15 protein-coding genes and 1 tRNA gene are annotated in these 15,779 nt (G+C 65.5%); 8 read left to right on the top strand and 8 right to left on the bottom strand.

Features of this window, described 5'->3' with window-relative positions; translation table 11 throughout:
- Positions 1-279, top strand: a 279-nt coding sequence (locus BM353_RS16065; RefSeq protein ID WP_177220567.1) for a transposase, incomplete at its 5' end; no start/stop codon positions are given.
- A 542-nt stretch (positions 280-821) separates the two neighbouring features.
- The gene (gene metG, locus BM353_RS16070; protein ID WP_092082697.1) at positions 822-2,534 is read left to right on the top strand and encodes a methionine--tRNA ligase; all 1,713 of its coding nucleotides are present in this window, start codon (positions 822-824) and stop codon (positions 2,532-2,534) included.
- 90 nt (positions 2,535-2,624) lie between these two features.
- On the opposite strand, the gene BM353_RS16075 is transcribed toward metG, so the two are convergent.
- The 3 genes from BM353_RS16075 to ettA all read right to left on the bottom strand — a co-directional run bounded on the left by BM353_RS16075 (position 2,625) and on the right by ettA (position 5,449).
- Positions 2,625-2,831, bottom strand: a complete 207-nt coding sequence (locus tag BM353_RS16075; protein ID WP_092082699.1) for a cold-shock protein — start codon at positions 2,829-2,831, stop codon at positions 2,625-2,627.
- Positions 2,832-3,085: 254 nt separating this feature from the next.
- Positions 3,086-3,661, bottom strand: coding sequence for a hypothetical protein (locus BM353_RS16080; RefSeq protein WP_092082700.1), 576 nt, complete (start codon positions 3,659-3,661; stop codon positions 3,086-3,088).
- A gap of 132 nt (positions 3,662-3,793) precedes the next feature.
- Positions 3,794-5,449, bottom strand: coding sequence for an energy-dependent translational throttle protein EttA (gene ettA / locus BM353_RS16085; RefSeq protein WP_092082702.1), 1,656 nt, complete (start codon positions 5,447-5,449; stop codon positions 3,794-3,796).
- Positions 5,450-5,625: 176 nt separating this feature from the next.
- Here ettA and zrgA point away from each other — a divergent pair, with 176 nt between their 5' ends.
- The 5 genes from zrgA (at position 5,626) to BM353_RS16110 (ending at position 9,042) form a co-directional block, all read left to right on the top strand.
- Positions 5,626-6,255 (top strand): zinc uptake protein ZrgA, encoded by a 630-nt coding sequence (gene zrgA / locus BM353_RS16090; protein WP_245759684.1) that lies wholly within the window; start codon positions 5,626-5,628, stop codon positions 6,253-6,255.
- Between the two features lie 109 nt (positions 6,256-6,364).
- A complete protein-coding gene (locus tag BM353_RS16095; RefSeq protein WP_092082706.1) occupies positions 6,365-6,895 on the top strand; it encodes a DUF3299 domain-containing protein in 531 nt (176 codons plus the stop codon).
- Positions 6,889-7,398: a DUF3299 domain-containing protein gene (locus BM353_RS16100; RefSeq protein ID WP_092082708.1), complete on the top strand. Its 510-nt coding sequence runs from the start codon at positions 6,889-6,891 to the stop codon at positions 7,396-7,398. Before BM353_RS16095 ends, BM353_RS16100 begins: the two co-directional genes overlap by 7 nt.
- A 93-nt stretch (positions 7,399-7,491) precedes the next feature.
- Positions 7,492-7,776: a DUF2218 domain-containing protein gene (locus BM353_RS16105; RefSeq protein WP_092082710.1), complete on the top strand. Its 285-nt coding sequence runs from the start codon at positions 7,492-7,494 to the stop codon at positions 7,774-7,776.
- Between the two features lie 117 nt (positions 7,777-7,893).
- Entirely contained in the window at positions 7,894-9,042 is a 1,149-nt protein-coding gene (locus BM353_RS16110; RefSeq protein WP_092082712.1) for an alpha-hydroxy acid oxidase, read from the top strand.
- Between the two features lie 9 nt (positions 9,043-9,051).
- Here BM353_RS16110 and BM353_RS16115 read toward each other — a convergent pair whose 3' ends face one another.
- Entirely contained in the window at positions 9,052-10,263 is a 1,212-nt protein-coding gene (locus BM353_RS16115) for an MFS transporter (RefSeq protein ID WP_092082714.1), read from the bottom strand.
- 171 nt (positions 10,264-10,434) lie between these two features.
- Positions 10,435-10,521: transfer RNA gene (locus BM353_RS16120), tRNA-Leu, on the bottom strand.
- A 133-nt stretch (positions 10,522-10,654) separates the two neighbouring features.
- On the opposite strand from BM353_RS16120, the gene BM353_RS16125 reads away from it, so the two are divergent.
- Positions 10,655-11,635, top strand: a complete 981-nt coding sequence (locus BM353_RS16125; RefSeq protein WP_092082716.1) for a complex I NDUFA9 subunit family protein — start codon at positions 10,655-10,657, stop codon at positions 11,633-11,635.
- Positions 11,636-11,650: 15 nt separating this feature from the next.
- On the opposite strand, the gene holA is transcribed toward BM353_RS16125, so the two are convergent.
- Genes holA through leuS form a run of 3 tightly spaced genes read right to left on the bottom strand, consistent with a single transcriptional unit; the run spans position 11,651 to position 15,732 of the window.
- Positions 11,651-12,679, bottom strand: coding sequence for a DNA polymerase III subunit delta (gene holA, locus BM353_RS16130; protein ID WP_092082718.1), 1,029 nt, complete (start codon positions 12,677-12,679; stop codon positions 11,651-11,653).
- A complete protein-coding gene (gene lptE / locus BM353_RS16135) occupies positions 12,676-13,161 on the bottom strand; it encodes an LPS assembly lipoprotein LptE (RefSeq protein ID WP_092082720.1) in 486 nt (161 codons plus the stop codon). The genes holA and lptE overlap by 4 nt, the downstream gene beginning before the upstream one ends.
- Complete coding sequence (gene leuS / locus BM353_RS16140; RefSeq protein WP_092082722.1) at positions 13,162-15,732, bottom strand: leucine--tRNA ligase; 2,571 nt, start codon at positions 15,730-15,732, stop codon at positions 13,162-13,164.
- Positions 15,733-15,779: the final 47 nt, after the last annotated feature.

The following is a 15,779-nucleotide window of genomic DNA, read 5'->3' on the forward strand; positions in this document are numbered from 1 at the left end:
GAGGAGGACGTCCTCGCCTACATGACCTTTCCCCAGCAGCACCGGACGAAGCTGCACAGCACGAATCCAATCGAGCGTCTGAACGGCGAGATCAAGCGGCGCACCGACGTGGTCGGGATCTTTCCCAACGAGGCATCCATACGCCGCCTCGTCGGCGCCAGCCTGATGGAACAGACCGAGGAATGGACGGTGCAGCGCGGTCGGTACATGACGCTGGAAACGCTGGCTCCGGTCTGCGATGATGTCGTGGTCAGCCTGCCTGCAGCGCAGCGCGACTGACAAGCTCGGCCCGCCGGTGAGCACGAGGCCCGTCACGAGCTACACCACGCCGTGGGACATCATCCGCGGCTTTACTCTGAATTGCGAATTTGGTTGCCCGGCATGCACCATGTTCAAAGCAACGATGCCCAACTCCCCCGGCGCGGGACAAGGCCGATAGGCCGCCGCGCCAGCGCAGGACCGTCCCCGCGGTCATGCGCTTGTCACCGGCTCGCAGACCTTTGAGTGAGGAAGTATCTTGGCACCATCAAGCGCGCCGCTCAGGTGTCGCGGCGCAAGACCACGGTCCTGCGCTGGCGCGGCTCCGCGCGCAGCTCCAAAGCGCCGAAATCCCCCTCGACGGGCGGCGTACAAAATGTACAAGCCCCCCGAAAACCGATGTACAAAATGTACGTTCGGATGAACCAAAGCTTAAGCCCGTGTACAAAACGGCCCGGCCTCCGCCCCGCCGTTTCGGGCGTCCGATCCGCCGGATTGACCTGTGGCTCTCCCGCGTCCCATGCGTTAAAGCTCAGCGCCAAGACACCAGCCAGAGACCCAGCATGACCAGACATCTCATCACCTCTGCGATCCCCTATATCAACGGGATCAAGCACCTCGGGAACCTCGTCGGAAGCCAGCTTCCGGCCGATCTCTACGCGCGCTACCAGCGCGGCCGGGGCAACGAGGTGATGTTTCTCTGCGCCACCGACGAGCACGGCACACCGGCCGAACTGGCCGCTGCCAAGGCGGGCAAACCGGTGGCCGAATACTGCGCCGAGATGCATGAGGTGCAGGCCGAAATCGCGAAAGGCTTCCGCCTCTCCTTCGACCATTTCGGCCGCTCCTCAAGCCCCCAGAACCAGGCCCTCACCCAGCATTTCGCAGGCCGTCTGGCCGAGGCGGGTCTGATCCGGGAAGTGACTGAAAAACAAGTATATTCCCACGCCGACGGGCGCTTTCTGCCGGATCGGTACATCGAGGGGACCTGCCCCAACTGCGGCTATGACAAGGCGCGGGGGGACCAGTGCGAGAACTGCACCAAGCAGCTCGATCCGACCGACCTGATCGAGCCCCGCTCGGCCGTCTCCGGCTCCACCGATCTGGAGGTGCGCGAGACCAAGCACCTCTACCTGCGCCAGTCGGCGATGAAGGACGAGCTTGACGCCTGGATCGACTCGAAGACGGATTGGCCGCTGCTGACCACGTCGATCGCCAAGAAGTGGCTGCATGACGGCGACGGGCTGCAGGATCGCGGCATCACGCGGGATCTCGACTGGGGCGTGCCGGTCAAACGCGGCACGGAGGACTGGCCGGGCATGGAGGGCAAAGTCTTCTACGTCTGGTTCGACGCGCCCATCGAATACATCGCGGCGGCGCAGGAATGGGTCGACGCAGGCAAGGGCACCGATTGGGAGCGCTGGTGGCGCACCGACAAAGGCGCCGAAGACGTGCGCTACACCCAGTTCATGGGCAAGGACAACGTGCCCTTCCACACGCTCTCCTTCCCGGCCACGATCCTCGGCTCCGGGGAGCCCTGGAAGCTCGTCGATTATATCAAGTCTTTCAACTACTTGAACTATGACGGCGGCCAGTTCAGCACCTCTCAGGGGCGCGGCGTCTTCATGGATCAGGCGCTGGAGATCCTGCCCGCCGACTACTGGCGCTGGTGGCTTCTGAGCCATGCGCCGGAGAGCTCTGATGCTGAGTTTACCTGGGAGAATTTCCAGGCCTCGGTGAACAAGGATCTCGCCGATGTGCTGGGCAATTTCGTGAGCCGGGTGACCAAGTTCTGCCGGTCGAAATTCGGTGAGGAGGTGCCCACGGGCGGGAGCTACGGCCCGCGCGAGGAGAAGCTCATCGCCGATATCGAGACCCAGCTCCGCGCCTATGAGGGGCATATGGAAGCGATCGAGGTGCGCAAATCCGCGGCCGCGCTGCGGGCGATCTGGGTGCTTGGCAACGAGTACCTTCAGGACGCGGCGCCCTGGTCTGTCTTCAAGGAAGACCCGGACCGGGCGGCGGCGCAGGTGCGCCTCGCGCTCAACCTGATCCCGCTCTACGCGGTGCTCTCGGCGCCCTTCATCCCCGACGCTTCCGCCACGCTGCTGGCGGCCATGAACGCCGAGGAGACCGACTGGCCCGAGGATGCCGCGACCGCGCTTTCGGCCCTGCCCGAAGGCCATGGCTTCACGGTTCCGGACGTGCTCTTCGCCAAGATCGCCGACGAGGCGCGCGAAGACTGGCAGAGCCGGTTTTCCGGCGTACGGACCTGAGGCAATAGGGCCCTAAACGCCTGATCATGAATACAATTCGGGCGCGGAAAGACTTCCGCGCCCGAACAAAACGTCGACTTATGGCGTCGCTCAGATGAGCGACAGGTCCACGGCGCTTTCGCGGTTGTCGCGGCCGGCCGACAGCTCGTAGTTGAGCTTCTGGCCGTCGGCGAGACCGGTCAGGCCCGAACGCTCAACTGCGGAGATGTGCACGAACACGTCCTTGCCGCCGTTTTCAGGCTCGATGAAGCCGTAACCCTTTGTGGTGTTGAACCATTTGACTGTGCCTGTAGGCATGTTTGTTTTCCTTCCATGGATGCTGCCCACGTCGTTGCGGCAGCCTGGCTTTCTTAAGTCTCGATCGAAAGACTGATTTGCCGGTAGAGGAAAACAGTGTCGAATAAGAGTGTAGCAAGCGATTCCCCATATCGCAGGTCAGATCGCGCCAATCAAGAGATTCTAACATGTGTTTGTAGGCATATCGGGGTTGCATGAGCAGGAGCCCGCGCACGTCTGGCGGGTCCTGTTCAGGCCGGGATGGGCTTAACGCCTTACGCTAGGTCAGAAAATGCCCGGTGCCGCCGTGCGAGAAGCGGTAGAAGCCCGAAAGCACTGAACAATAGAAGAATTGCGCCGGGCAGGGGGACGATCGCGCCGGTCTTGCTGATCTCGAACCGTTGCCGCGAGCCTGTGATCTCCGTATCCGTGCCAGTGGTCAGCCAGGCATCGAAGGATGCGCCGAGCGGCAGCCCGCCAGCCGCGCCCGGGCCCGGCGCATCGGGGCCGACCAGGCGAAAGGCGATCAGCCCGACGGATCCGGGCGTTGAGCGCGCGGTGCCTTCGTAGTCGGCGCCGGTTGACGTGTTCGTGGCCGTCCAGCCGGGAACATCGGTGGTGGCGCTTCCGATATAGGACCCGGCGGCGTCAACCAGCCGGACATGCGCATCGGTGACGGAAATCGGATCGCCCGAGAGTTTGGCGCGCAAAACGATGCTATAGCTGATCGGGTCGCTGAAGGCGCCCGATCCGGTCTTGCTTTTGAAGACTTCCCATATGGTTGTCGTCGCGGCGTTCGCGCCGGTGGCGGCGAGCAGCAAGGCCAAGCTCAGCAGAAGACGTTTCATCATTGCACTTCCCCCCATTGTCCGGGGACAAGTTTACCTTAGGGAAGCTTGTGCGTCAAAAGGGCAGGTGTCGCGCTTTTGTGTCGGCCGCGCTGCAGGCGCGCCGCGGCCGAGCGAGGATGAAAGGGCCAGAGCCTACCGCGTGAACTTCTTGTACTTGATCCGTTTCGGCTCAAGTGCGTCGGGCCCGAGGCGGCGTTTCTTGTCTTCCTCGTAGTCCTCGAAGTTGCCTTCGAACCATTCCACATGCGCGTCGCCTTCGAAGGCGAGGATGTGGGTACAGATCCGGTCGAGGAAGAAGCGGTCGTGGGAGATGACCACGGCGCAGCCGGCGAAATCGGTCAGGGCATCTTCCAGCGCGCGGAGGGTTTCGACGTCGAGATCGTTGGTCGGCTCGTCGAGGAGGAGCACGTTGCCGCCGTCCTTCAGGAGGCGCGCCATGTGAACCCGGTTGCGTTCGCCGCCCGACAGGATGCCGACTTTCTTCTGCTGATCGCCGCCCTTGAAATTGAAGGTCGAGCAGTAGGCGCGGGAATTCACTTCCGCATCGCCAAGCTGGATGATGTCGAGCCCGTCGCCGATCGCCTCCCAGACGGTGGCGTTGGGATCGAGATCGTCGCGGCTCTGGTCGACATAGGAGAGCTTGACCGTATCGCCAAGCTCGATGCTGCCCGCGTCGGGCTCTTCCTGCCCGGTCAGCATCTTGAAGAGCGTCGATTTACCCGCGCCGTTGGGGCCAATGACCCCGACAATCCCGCCGGGGGGCAGGGCGAAATCGAGATCCTCGATCAGGAGCTTGTCGCCCATCGCCTTCTTCAACCCATTGACCTCAATGACCTTCTGCCCGAGTCGCGGCCCGTTGGGGATGACAATCTGGGCGCGGGTGATCTTCTCGCGCTCCGACTGGCTGGCCAGCTCGTTATAGGCGTTGATCCGCGCTTTCTGCTTGGCCTGCCGCGCCTTCTGGCCCTGCCGCATCCATTCCAGCTCGCGCTCCAGGGTCTTCTGCTTGGACTTGTCCTCGCGCGCTTCCTGCGCCAGTCGTTTGGCCTTCTGCTCCAGCCAGGCGGAATAGTTGCCTTCGTAGGGGACGCCCTTGCCGCGATCGAGCTCGAGGATCCAGCCGGTGATGTCGTCGAGGAAATAGCGATCGTGGGTGACGATGAGGATCGTGCCCTTGTAGTCGATCAGGTGTTGCTGGAGCCAGGCGATCGTCTCGGCGTCGAGGTGGTTGGTCGGCTCGTCGAGGAGCAGCATCTCGGGCGCTTCGAGCAGCAGCTTGCAAAGCGCAACGCGGCGCTTTTCGCCACCTGAGAGGGAGGTCACGTCGGCATCGTCCGGCGGGCAGCGCAGCGCTTCCAACGCGACGTCGATCTGCGCGTCGAGATCCCACAGGTTCTCGCTGTCGATCTCGTCCTGAAGCTGGGCCATCTCGTCGGCGGTCTCTTCGGAGTAGTTCATCGCCAGTTCGTTGAACCGCTCCAGCTTGTCCTTCTTGGCCTTCACGCCTTCCATGACATTCCCGCGCACGTCGAGCGCCGGATCGAGCTCCGGTTCCTGCGGCAGGTAGCCGACCTTGGCGCCCTCGGCGGCCCAGGCCTCGCCGGAGAAATCCTTGTCGATCCCGGCCATGATCTTGAGCAGCGTGGATTTCCCCGCGCCGTTGACGCCGACGACGCCGATCTTGACCCCGGGCAGGAAGCTCAGGCGGATATTCTCAAAGGTTTTCTTGCCGCCGGGATAGGTCTTGGAGACGCCGTCCATGTGGTAGACGTATTGATACGAGGCCATCGGGAACTCCGCCGCTGAAAACTGACCTGTCCTCTACCGCGTCCTTGGGGCGGGTGCAAACCGGGTTCGCGCGGGGGATCTTGATGGCTGTCTTGATTGTTATGAAATAACATGTCATTCGGACGGCGCACGAGTCGCGCCGCTGGGGGCCGGCTGAAGAACGCATGAGGTCGACCTTGAAACAGATTCTTTCCATGGCCGCTCTGGCCAGCCTGTCCGTTGCCAGCGTCGCGGAGGCGCAGCGCAGCGCCGATGCCCATACCCACGGCCACGTGGAGCTTGATATCGCGGTCGATGGCGATGAGGTCGTCATGGCCCTGCGCGCGCCGGGGGCCGATATCGTCGGGTTCGAATATGTCGCCAAGAGCGAGGCGGACAAGGCGGCGGTGGCCGGCGCGGTAGAGCAGCTCGAGGATCCGGCGCGCCTTCTTGCCCTGACCGAGGCGGCGGGCTGCGTGGTGGAGCATGTGGAGGTCTCTCTTTCGGGGGAGGAGGCCGCGCATGATCATGGGGATCATGAGGCGCACGACGACCACGATGAGCATGAGGACCATGAAGAGCACGCCGACCACGCCGACCACGACGATCATGGTGACCACGAAGCGGGCGCGAACCACAACGAATTCTCGGCCGAGTACCATTTTCACTGCGACACCCCGGCCGCGCTCGATCAGCTTGAGCTGACCTATTTCGATGTCTTTTCCCGCACCGAGGAAATCGCCGTGACCGTGCTGTCCGCGGGCGGGGCCGTCATGGTCGAGGCAACGCCGGATGCGCGCATCGTCGCCTTCCCGGCCGCGCGCTGAGACGATGGCGCGCGGGTCACGTGCATGTGACCCGAAACCTCCGATCTGGGGCGGCGCAAGGGCTGCGCCGGGGCTATCGCGCCGCGATCAGGAGTGGCAAAAGGGGGCGATGACTCAGCTGCGCTCTTCTTTGCTCACCCGCCGGTCGTGGCTCCTTGGGGCCGCGGCGCTGGCGGCTGGCGCGCTGCGCCCCGGCACGGCGCGGGCGGCCTCGCCGCTCGAGCTGTCCTGGGATGACCTGATTCCGCCGGGTGTGCCCTATGCCGAGATCATCGCTGAGGGCGAGATGGACGTCGAGGCCGACACCTGGCGCCCGGTCTATGATGCCAATGCCGTGCGGGTGAACCGCGCGCTGGACGGGCGGCGCGTGCGGATGCCGGGCTATGTCCTGCCGCTCGACACGCGCGCGGATGGCCCCCGCGATTTCGTGTTGGTCCCCTATGTCGGGGCCTGCATTCACGTCCCGCCCCCGCCCCCGAACCAGCTCGTGTTCGTCACGACAGAGGCCGGTTGGGACGGCGGCGCCCTCTGGGACGCGGTCTGGGTCACGGGCATCTTGCGCACGCAATTGCAATCGACGGACGTGGCCGAAACCGGCTACGCGCTTCAAGCGGACAAGGTGGAGCTTTTCGAATGGTGAAACGGCTGATCAAACGGCGCTCGGTTCTGGCAGGGCTCGCGGCGACGGGAATCGCGGCGCGCGGCTGGGCGGGGGAAGAGGTCATCGAGCTTGGCTGGGCCGACCTTCTGCCGGACGGTGCCACGGCCCTCCCGCCGCAGCTGCAGGGCGTCGTGCCCCATGAAAGCAGCGATCTTGCCGCCGCGCAGCCCGTCTCGAACGGTGTCCGCACCGAATGGAACGGCCGGATCGTCAGCCTTCCGGGCTTCATCGTCCCGCTCGATTACGAGGGGACGGCGCTGAGCGCCTTTATCCTGGTGCCCTTCGTCGGGGCCTGCGTGCACGTGCCGCCGCCGCCCGCGAACCAGCTTGTCCTCGTCACCACGCCCAAGCCCTATGAGAGCTCCGGGACCTTCGAGCCCGTGCGTGTGACCGGAATGTTCGGCACCGCCGCGAGCTCCACCCAGCTCGCCGAGATCGGCTATGCCCTCTCCGCCGACCGGATCGAGCCCTACCGGCGCTAGGCCCGGGATCGCGACCAAGCGCCGCGCCGGGTTGCGCGGCGGAAATTCCGACTATAATGATAAGGAATTGATCGCATCACGAAAGGGGCCGAGATGATCGAGCAGACCGGAGAGCTGACCACCATCAATGCCAGCCGTTACCTTCAGCAGCTCTGCAAGCATTTCGGCCACAAGATCGAGGTGAGCTATTCCGACAGCGAGGGTACCTGCGCCTTCCCGCAGGGGCGGGCGCGTCTGGCTGCCGGGGCCAACGGGCTGCGCGTGGATGTGGCGGCCGAGACGGCCGATGACCTCGCGCGGGTGAAGCTCATCGTCGACAGCCACCTTGAGCGTTTCGCCTTCCGCGAGGGCATCACCGGGATGCGCTGGCAGTCCTGAGGCGCCACGGCGACCGGCCCAAACCGCATGAACGATTGAACATTCCCCGGGACGGGGGCAATGTGCGCGGCGACGACGCGAGGCCGCCAGCCTCGGCCAGGAGGGGAGATCGCCGCGATGCGTTTGGATGACTGTCACAATTTCCACGATTTTCGGGAGCTTGCCCGGCGCAGGTTGCCCGGCCCGATCTTCAACTACATCGATGGCGCGGCCGATGACGAGGTCACCTATCGCCACAACACGGCGAGCTTCGACCGGCTTGACCTCATGCCCAAGATCCTGCGGGGCGCGGCGGAGATGGATCTCTCGGTCGAGGTCATGGGCCAGAAGCTCGACCTGCCCTTCTACCTCTCGCCCACCGCATTGCAGCGCCTGTTTCACCGCGACGGCGAGCGCGCCGTTGGCGCCGCGGCGGAGACATACGGGACGATGTTCGGCGTCTCCTCGCTCGGGACGGTGAGCCTTGAGGAGATGCGCCGCAAGCACAAGAACCCGCAGGTCTACCAGTTCTATTTCCACAAGGATCGCGGCCTCAACAGCGCGATGATGCAGCGCGCCAAGGAGGCGGGCATCGACGTCATGATGCTCACCGTCGACACGATCACCGGCGGCAACCGCGAGCGCGACAAACGCACCGGGTTCTCGATCCCCTTCAAGCTCAATGCCAAGGGCATGGCGCAATTCGCCATCCGTCCGGCCTGGGGGATCAACTACCTGCGCAGCGAGAAATTCAGCCTGCCGCAGCTTGACGAGCACGTGGACATGGGCGGCGGCACCATGTCGATCGGCAAGTATTTCACCGAAATGCTCGATCCCACGATGACATGGGATGACGTCGAGAAACTGCGCGAGGAATGGGGCGGGACATTCTGTCTCAAGGGGGTGATCCATCCCGATGACGCGGTGAAGGCGGCCGAGATCGGATGCGAGGCGGTGGTGCTCTCGAACCACGGCGGGCGGCAGCTTGACGGCTCGCGCACGCCGTTCGACGCGCTGGAGGAAGTGGTAGACGCCGCCGGGGACCGGCTCGACGTGCTGATGGACAGCGGCGTGCAGCGGGGCACGCATATCCTCAAGGCGCTCGCCCTCGGGGCCAAGGCCGTCGGCGTGGGCCGGGCCTACCTCTTCCCGCTCGCGGCGGCCGGGCAGCCGGGTGTCGAGCGGATGGTGGGCCTTCTGAAGGACGAAATCATCCGCGACATGCGCCTGATGGGGGTCGAAAAGGTCTCGGATCTGACCCGCGACCACCTGCGCGCCCGCAAGTAACCTCGGGGCTCAGGGCGCCCTGGCCGCGCCCCGCCCAAAACCGAGGATCAGCGGCACGATCCCAAGAACGAGCAGTGCCGACAGCAGGAAAGGCGCTCCCGGCAAATAGGGGCCGGGGCCGCTCACCGCGCGGTGGAACACGCCCGTGAGGATCAATGGCGCGATCACTGCAGAGAGCGAAGATTGCGCCGCGATGACCCCCTGAACCAACCCTTGCTGATCTTCGCCCAAACGGTTGGCGGCAAAGGCCGTAAGCAGGGGCGGGATCATATCCGAGAAAGCGGCGATCGGCAGCAGTATCGCCACCATCCAGACCGCGCCGCTAAACCCGAAACCGGTCATGGCAACGATCGCGGCTCCGGTGGCGATCAGGAGCGTGCGATGGTCGCCGAGCCGCCGGGTCAGGCGCGGCAGGAGGCCCGCCTGGACGCCCGTGATCAGCACGCCATAGGCGGTGAGCGATAGCCCGATCATCACCGCATCCCAGCCGAATACCTCGCGCCCCCAAAAGGCCCAGAGCGTGGGGTAGACCATGTTCGCGGTTTCGAAGACGAAGATGCAGACCAGCGGCGCGGCAAGGCCGGGCATGGCAAAGGTCCGCAGCATCGCGCCGAAGGGGTTGAGATCACGCCGGCCGAAGGGCCGCCGGTTTTCCGGCTTGAGCGATTCGGGCAGGATGAACAGCGCGAAGAGCACGTTGAGGCCCGACATCGCCGCCGCGATCCAGAACGGCGCAGTGACGTGCCACCCGGCGGCGATCCCGCCAATGGTTGGACCCAGGACAAAGCCGATGCCGAAGGCCGCGCCGATCATCCCGAAGGCAGCGGAGCGCTCGTCGGGGCGGGCCATGTCGGCGATATAGGCGCTCGCGGTGATATAGGTCGCCCCGGCCATCCCGGCGACGATCCGGCCCACGAGGAGCAGCCAGTAGGACCCGGCAGTTGCCATGATCACATAGTCGAAGGACAGAGTCAGTAGCGCGGCGATCAGGACCGGTTTGCGCCCGACCGCGTCGGACAGGCCGCCGACAATCGGCCCGCACAGGAACATCGCCGCCGCATAGGCCGACATGAGCAGCCCGCCGAGCAACGCGCCCTGTGCCGTGCTGCCTGCCCCGACGCGGGCCATGAGATCCGGCAGGATCGGAAACACGATCCCGATGCCGATCGCATCGATGAGCATGGTCGCGAGGATGACCAGAAAGGGGCCGGTGAGTTTCATGGGTCAAGATCTCAAGGCTGCGGCTCTGCGTCAACGCGCGATCCGCGTCGTTGCCCCGGCACCGAGCCCGCGGCGCCGGCTTGGAGAGGTCATCCAGGTGCGGCGATCCCGACAGATCCCAACAAAATGCCCTCGAAAACGCAAGTTTTCAAGGGCGGCAAGGCTTGATCATGGTGCCCAGGAGAGGACTCGAACCTCCACGTCCATACAGACACTAGCACCTGAAGCTAGCGCGTCTACCAATTCCGCCACCTGGGCACAGGGGTCGTGAAGCCGCCGTTTAGACGGGGTTTCGGAGCGTGTCAACGGCAATTCCGAAGGCTGTGCAAAGCTTGTCGGAATAGCGTACCGGGGCTAGGCTCGGGGCGCGCATCAAAAGGAGCACTGCGGCATGTCGAAGCTGGTGACGATCTACGGCGGGTCCGGGTTTGTCGGGCGCTATATCGCGCGGCGCATGGCGCGGGCGGGGTGGCGCGTGCGGGTCGCGGTGCGGCGGCCCAACGAGGCGATTTTCGTGCGAACCTACGGCGTTGTCGGGCAGGTCGAGCCAGTGCTTTGCAACATTCGCGATGAGGCGAGCGTCGCGGCGGCGATGACGTCGGCGGACGCGGTGGTCAATTGCGTGGGCATCCTGGCCGAAACCGGCAAGAACCGGTTTGCGAGCGTGCAGGCCGAGGGGGCGGACCGGATCGCCCGGCTTGCCGCAAAGAGCGGCGTTGCCCGGATGGTGCATGTCTCGGCGATTGGCGCGGATGCGGGGGCTAAGAGCGCCTATGCCCGCACCAAGGCGCAGGGCGAAGAGGCCGTCTTGAAGCACATGCCGGGGGCGGTGATTCTGCGCCCGTCGATCATTTTCGGGCCCGAGGATGATTTCTTCAATCGCTTCGCGGCGATGACGCGGTTCTCGCCTGTCCTGCCTGTGGTGGGCGGCAAGACGTTGTTCCAGCCGGTCTATGTCGACGATGTCGCGGCGGCGGCGGAGCGGGCGCTCACGGGCCGCGCGGAGCCGGGGATCTATGAGCTCGGCGGGCCGGAGGTGCAGCGGTTCAGCGCGCTGATGCAAGAGATGCTGCGGGTGATCCGGCGGCGCCGGCTGGTGCTCGACATCCCGTTCCCGCTGGCCTTCGTCATGGGTGCGGGGTTCGAGATGGGGCAGGCCTTGAGCTTCGGCCTCATCCCGGCGCAGATCACGCGCGATCAGGTTGCCAACCTGCGCAACGACAACGTCGTCTCCCTCGGGGCACGCGGTTTTGAGGCGCTTGGGATCACGCCCAGTGCGCTGGAGGCGATCCTGCCGGAGTATCTCTGGCGCTTTCGGCCGAGCGGGCAATATGCCGCGATCAAGGAGAGCGCGCGCAATCTTCGCCCCTGAGTGCCGATCCGGCCCCTAGCGGGCGCGGCCCAGCATCGCGAGGCGGATCATCGCCCGCTCGACCACCGCCATCGGCGGCGCCGTCTGGCCGGCCGAGCGCAGGGCCAGATCGGTCTGCGTGATCAGCGAGAGCGCGTCTTCGAGCCGCCGCACCCCCCATTGCGAGGCCTGCCGCCCCATTCGGTCGCGGCGCGGGCCGAAAACCGGCGGCCGCGCGCGCGCGAGCCCCGAGGAAACGCCGCCGGGATCGGAAGCGGCGGCATGCAGCGTGCGGAAATGGCGCAACGCCCCGATGCAGAGCGTGGTGGGCGCGATGCCCTGCGCCTTGAGCCGAGACATCACACTGGCGATATCGCCGCTCCGCGCTTCGGCCACGGCGTGGAGCACGTCGTCAATGGCGGCCTCCGTGGATTGCGGCGCGCTCAGCGCGACTTCGGCGCTGGTGAGCGGGGTTGCGTCGCCATGTTTGTAGAGCGCGAGCTTCTCGACGGTCTGGCGGAAATCGCCCGGATCGAGGCTCTGGGCGAGGGCGGTGATCGCTCCCATGGCATCGCGGTCGATCTCGCGCAGCCCGGCGCGTTTGCAGAGGTCTTCGATCTCGCCGCGCGAGGGCGGATCGTCATAGATCGCCGCCGCATAGGCCGATTTGTGCCCCTCGAACCCCTTGCGCAGCTTGGAGGTCGCGCGGAGCGATCCGGCTGTGACGACGAGTTGCGCGTCTCCGGGGCGCCAATCCTCGAGCGCTGTGAGGATCGGTTTTGCGAGCGGCTCTGTCGCCTCCTCGACGAACACGACGCGCGTGCCGGGGAAGAAAGCCTGGGCCTTGACCGCATCGATCAGCGCGGCGGGATCTTTGCGCAGATCGCTTGCGGCAAGCCGCGTGAGCCGCATCTCCGCCTCGCCATCGGGCCCGAGCAAGGCGGCGATCACCTCCTGCCGCCGCAGCGCCACGCGCATCGCATCGGCCCCGTGGATCAGCAGCCCGGCGGCCTTCGGATCGGGCTTGCGGAAATAGGGCAGCGCATCGCGCGGGGAGAGCTTCATGCGCCGACCTGTGCGAGCAGTTGCGCGGTGAGATCATCGGCGAGCAGGGTCATCAGCCGTTCGCGCGCATCGCGCTCCGCGGCGAGGGTGGCGACGGTGCTGCCGGTGGTGGAATAGCCGGTGAAGCCGGTGACGGTGCCCGACGCGCTCTCGGCGCCGGTTGCGGTGTCGCGCAGCGCGTAGCGGACGGTTCCGATGATCTGGTAGCGGGTGGTGGATTGCTCCTGCGTCACGGCGAGGCCGGAGGCGCGGGTGCTGACGTCGAAATCAAGCCTGTAGTCCGGCGCGGAGGCGGGGGCGCCGAGCCGGTCGCGCAGCCGGGTCACGAGAAGGAAGCTCTCGCGGTTTTCCGGTACGGTAACAGCCACCCGGCCCGCGAGCGCGCCCGCGCCGCTGGGGGCATAGACCGGCCGGAGGCCGCAGCCCGCGAGCCCGGCCGCGGCGAGCCCGATCAGGAAGCTGCGCCGGCCAGACCACCGCATTCAGACCACCACATTCACGATACGCCCCGGCACGACGATGATCTTTTTCGGCGCCGCGCCTTCCAGCGTCCGCTGGACCGCCTCATGCGCGAGGACCAGCTTTTCGATCTCGTCCTTGGCCATGTCCTTCGGCACGTCGAGCTCGCCCCGGCGCTTGCCGTTGACCTGGATCGGGAGCGTGACCGTGTCCTCGACCAGCATCGCCTCATCGGCTTTGGGCCAGGGCGCGTCGATCACCAGCCCCTCACCGCCGAGAAGCGACCAGAGTTCCTCGGCCAAATGCGGGGTCATGGGGGCCATGAGCTGGGCGAGGGTCCGGGCGGCGAAGCGCTTGGCCTCGGTCCCCGCCTCGGCCTTGGCGAGCGTGTTGGTGAAGGCATAAAGCCGGGCGATGGCGGCGTTGAAACCAAAGCTCGCGACCCCGCTAGTCACATCGAAAATCGCCTTGTGCGTCTCGCGCAGGAGCGCCTCGTCCTCAGCCGTCGCGGGATCGTCGCTCGCGGCGATTTCGGAGGCGATGCGGTGCACGCGCGCGAGGTGCTTGTGCGCGGCTTCGGCCCCGGCGGCGGTCCATTCCACATCGCGTTCCGGCGGGCTGTCCGACAGCACGAACCAGCGCGCCGTATCGGCGCCAAAGGCGGAGATGATGTTGACCGGATCGACGACGTTCTTCTTGGATTTCGACATCTTGGCCGAGGGGATGATCTCGACCTCGGTCCCATCGCTGAGCTTGCCGTCGGTGACCTCCTCGGGGAGGTGATAGACCGGCCGGCCATTCTCATCGCGGGTCTGATAGATCTCGTGCGTGACCATGCCTTGGGTGAAGAGCGCGTCGAAGGGCTCGATCGCCTTGGCGGGCAGGTGCCCGGTCTTGTGCATCGCGCGGGCGAAGAAGCGCGAATAGAGCAGGTGCAGGATCGCGTGTTCGATCCCGCCGATATACTGGTCTACGTTCATCCAGTATTCGGCCTCAGTGAGGTCCGTCGGCGCCTCGGCGCGGGGGGCGGTGAAGCGGGCGAAGTACCACGAACTGTCGACGAAGGTGTCCATCGTGTCGGTCTCGCGCTGCGCCGCGCCGCCGCAAGTCGGGCAGGTACAATCGCGCCAGGTCGGATGCCGGTCCAGCGGGTTGCCGGGAACGGAGAAGTCGATCGGCGTGCCGCCTTCATCATAGGGCAACTCGATGGGCAGGTTTTCCGCCTTCTCGGGCACTACGCCGCATTGGTCGCAATGCACCACCGGGATCGGACAGCCCCAATAGCGCTGGCGCGAGAGGCCCCAGTCGCGCAGGCGGAACTTGGTCACGCCGTGGCCCACGCCGTTCTCTTCGCAGAAGGCAATCGCGGCGTCGATGGCGGCCTCGCCCGTGGTGTTTTCGTCCCAGTTGTAGGGCTTGAGCCAGCGGACGGTTTCGGATTTTTGCGGCACAAACGCTTCGCCGCCGGCTTCCGGGGCGGTGTAGCCATCCTTGGCGGCGGGCTCGAAGGTGCTGACGACTGGAAGCTCGTATTTCCGCGCGAAGTCGAGGTCGCGCTGGTCATGGGCCGGGCAGCCGAAGATCGCGCCGGTGCCGTAATCCATCAAGATGAAATTGGCGATGTAGACCGGGAGCTCCCAGCTCGTGTCGAACGGGTGCCGCACACGGATGCCGGTGTCGAACCCGCGCTTCTCGGCTTTCTCAAGCGCTTCTTCCGTCGTACCGCCCTTGCGGCACTCGGCGTTGAAGGCGGCGATCTCGGGGTTGTCGCGTTCGAGGTGTTTGGCCAGCGGATGATCGGGCGAGATGCCCACGAAGCTCGCGCCGCCGAGCGTGTCGGGGCGGGTGGTGTAGACCTCGATCCGGTCATGCCCCTCGGGCGCATCGACGGTGGAGAAGGCGAATTGCAGCCCGCGCGACTTGCCGATCCAGTTGGCCTGCATCAGCTTGACCTTGGCGGGCCAGTTGTCGAGCCCGTCGATGGCCTCCAGAAGCTCCTCGGCCATGTCGGAAATGCGGAAGAACCACTGCGTGAGCTCACGCCGTTCGACCTCGGCGCCCGAGCGCCATCCCTTGCCGTCGATCACCTGCTCGTTGGCGAGCACGGTCATGTCCACCGGATCCCAGTTCACCACCGCGTTCTTGCGGTAGACGAGCCCGGCTTCGAGCATGTCGAGGAAGAGCCGTTGCTGCTGGCCGTAATACTCCGGGTCGCAGGTCGCGAATTCGCGGGACCAGTCGATGGAGAGGCCAAGCGGCTTCATCTGTGCGCGCATGTCGGCGATGTTGGAATAGGTCCAGTCCTTGGGGTGGCCGCCGGAGGCCATCGCGGCGTTCTCGGCGGGCATCCCAAAGGCATCCCAGCCCATCGGGTGCAGGACGTTGTGGCCCGTGCTCTGCTTGTAGCGCGCGATCACGTCGCCCATTGTATAGTTTCGCACATGGCCCATGTGGATGCGCCCCGACGGGTAGGGGAACATCTCGAGCACGTAGTATTTCGGCTTGTCGGCGGTGTGCGTGGCGGTGAAGGTCCCGGCCTTGTCCCAGGCCTCCTGCCATTTGGCTTCGATTTCCGCGGCGGTATAGCGCGACATGGGCCCGGGCCCTTTCCTTGACGTGGTATTCTCTGGCGGGGGTGTAG

It is taken from the genome of Poseidonocella sedimentorum (genome assembly GCF_900116005.1).
In the GTDB taxonomy this organism is placed as follows: Bacteria; Pseudomonadota; Alphaproteobacteria; order Rhodobacterales; family Rhodobacteraceae; genus Poseidonocella; species Poseidonocella sedimentorum.

Excerpts from the sequence above, each read along its gene's own strand:
- leuS (WP_092082722.1), bottom strand. The coding sequence starts at position 15,732 with ATGTCGCGCTATACCGCCGCGGAAATCGAAGCCAAATGGCAGGAGGCC.
- BM353_RS16105 (WP_092082710.1), top strand. The coding sequence starts at position 7,492 with ATGATCGAGCAGACCGGAGAGCTGACCACCATCAATGCCAGCCGTTAC.
- BM353_RS16075 (WP_092082699.1), bottom strand. The coding sequence starts at position 2,831 with ATGCCTACAGGCACAGTCAAATGGTTCAACACCACAAAGGGTTACGGC.
- BM353_RS16100 (WP_092082708.1), top strand. The coding sequence starts at position 6,889 with ATGGTGAAACGGCTGATCAAACGGCGCTCGGTTCTGGCAGGGCTCGCG.
- metG (WP_092082697.1), top strand. The coding sequence starts at position 822 with ATGACCAGACATCTCATCACCTCTGCGATCCCCTATATCAACGGGATC.
- lptE (WP_092082720.1), bottom strand. The coding sequence starts at position 13,161 with ATGCGGTGGTCTGGCCGGCGCAGCTTCCTGATCGGGCTCGCCGCGGCC.
- BM353_RS16095 (WP_092082706.1), top strand. The coding sequence starts at position 6,365 with ATGACTCAGCTGCGCTCTTCTTTGCTCACCCGCCGGTCGTGGCTCCTT.
- BM353_RS16125 (WP_092082716.1), top strand. The coding sequence starts at position 10,655 with ATGTCGAAGCTGGTGACGATCTACGGCGGGTCCGGGTTTGTCGGGCGC.
- BM353_RS16115 (WP_092082714.1), bottom strand. The coding sequence starts at position 10,263 with ATGAAACTCACCGGCCCCTTTCTGGTCATCCTCGCGACCATGCTCATC.
- BM353_RS16110 (WP_092082712.1), top strand. The coding sequence starts at position 7,894 with ATGCGTTTGGATGACTGTCACAATTTCCACGATTTTCGGGAGCTTGCC.
- holA (WP_092082718.1), bottom strand. The coding sequence starts at position 12,679 with ATGAAGCTCTCCCCGCGCGATGCGCTGCCCTATTTCCGCAAGCCCGAT.
- BM353_RS16080 (WP_092082700.1), bottom strand. The coding sequence starts at position 3,661 with ATGATGAAACGTCTTCTGCTGAGCTTGGCCTTGCTGCTCGCCGCCACC.
- ettA (WP_092082702.1), bottom strand. The coding sequence starts at position 5,449 with ATGGCCTCGTATCAATACGTCTACCACATGGACGGCGTCTCCAAGACC.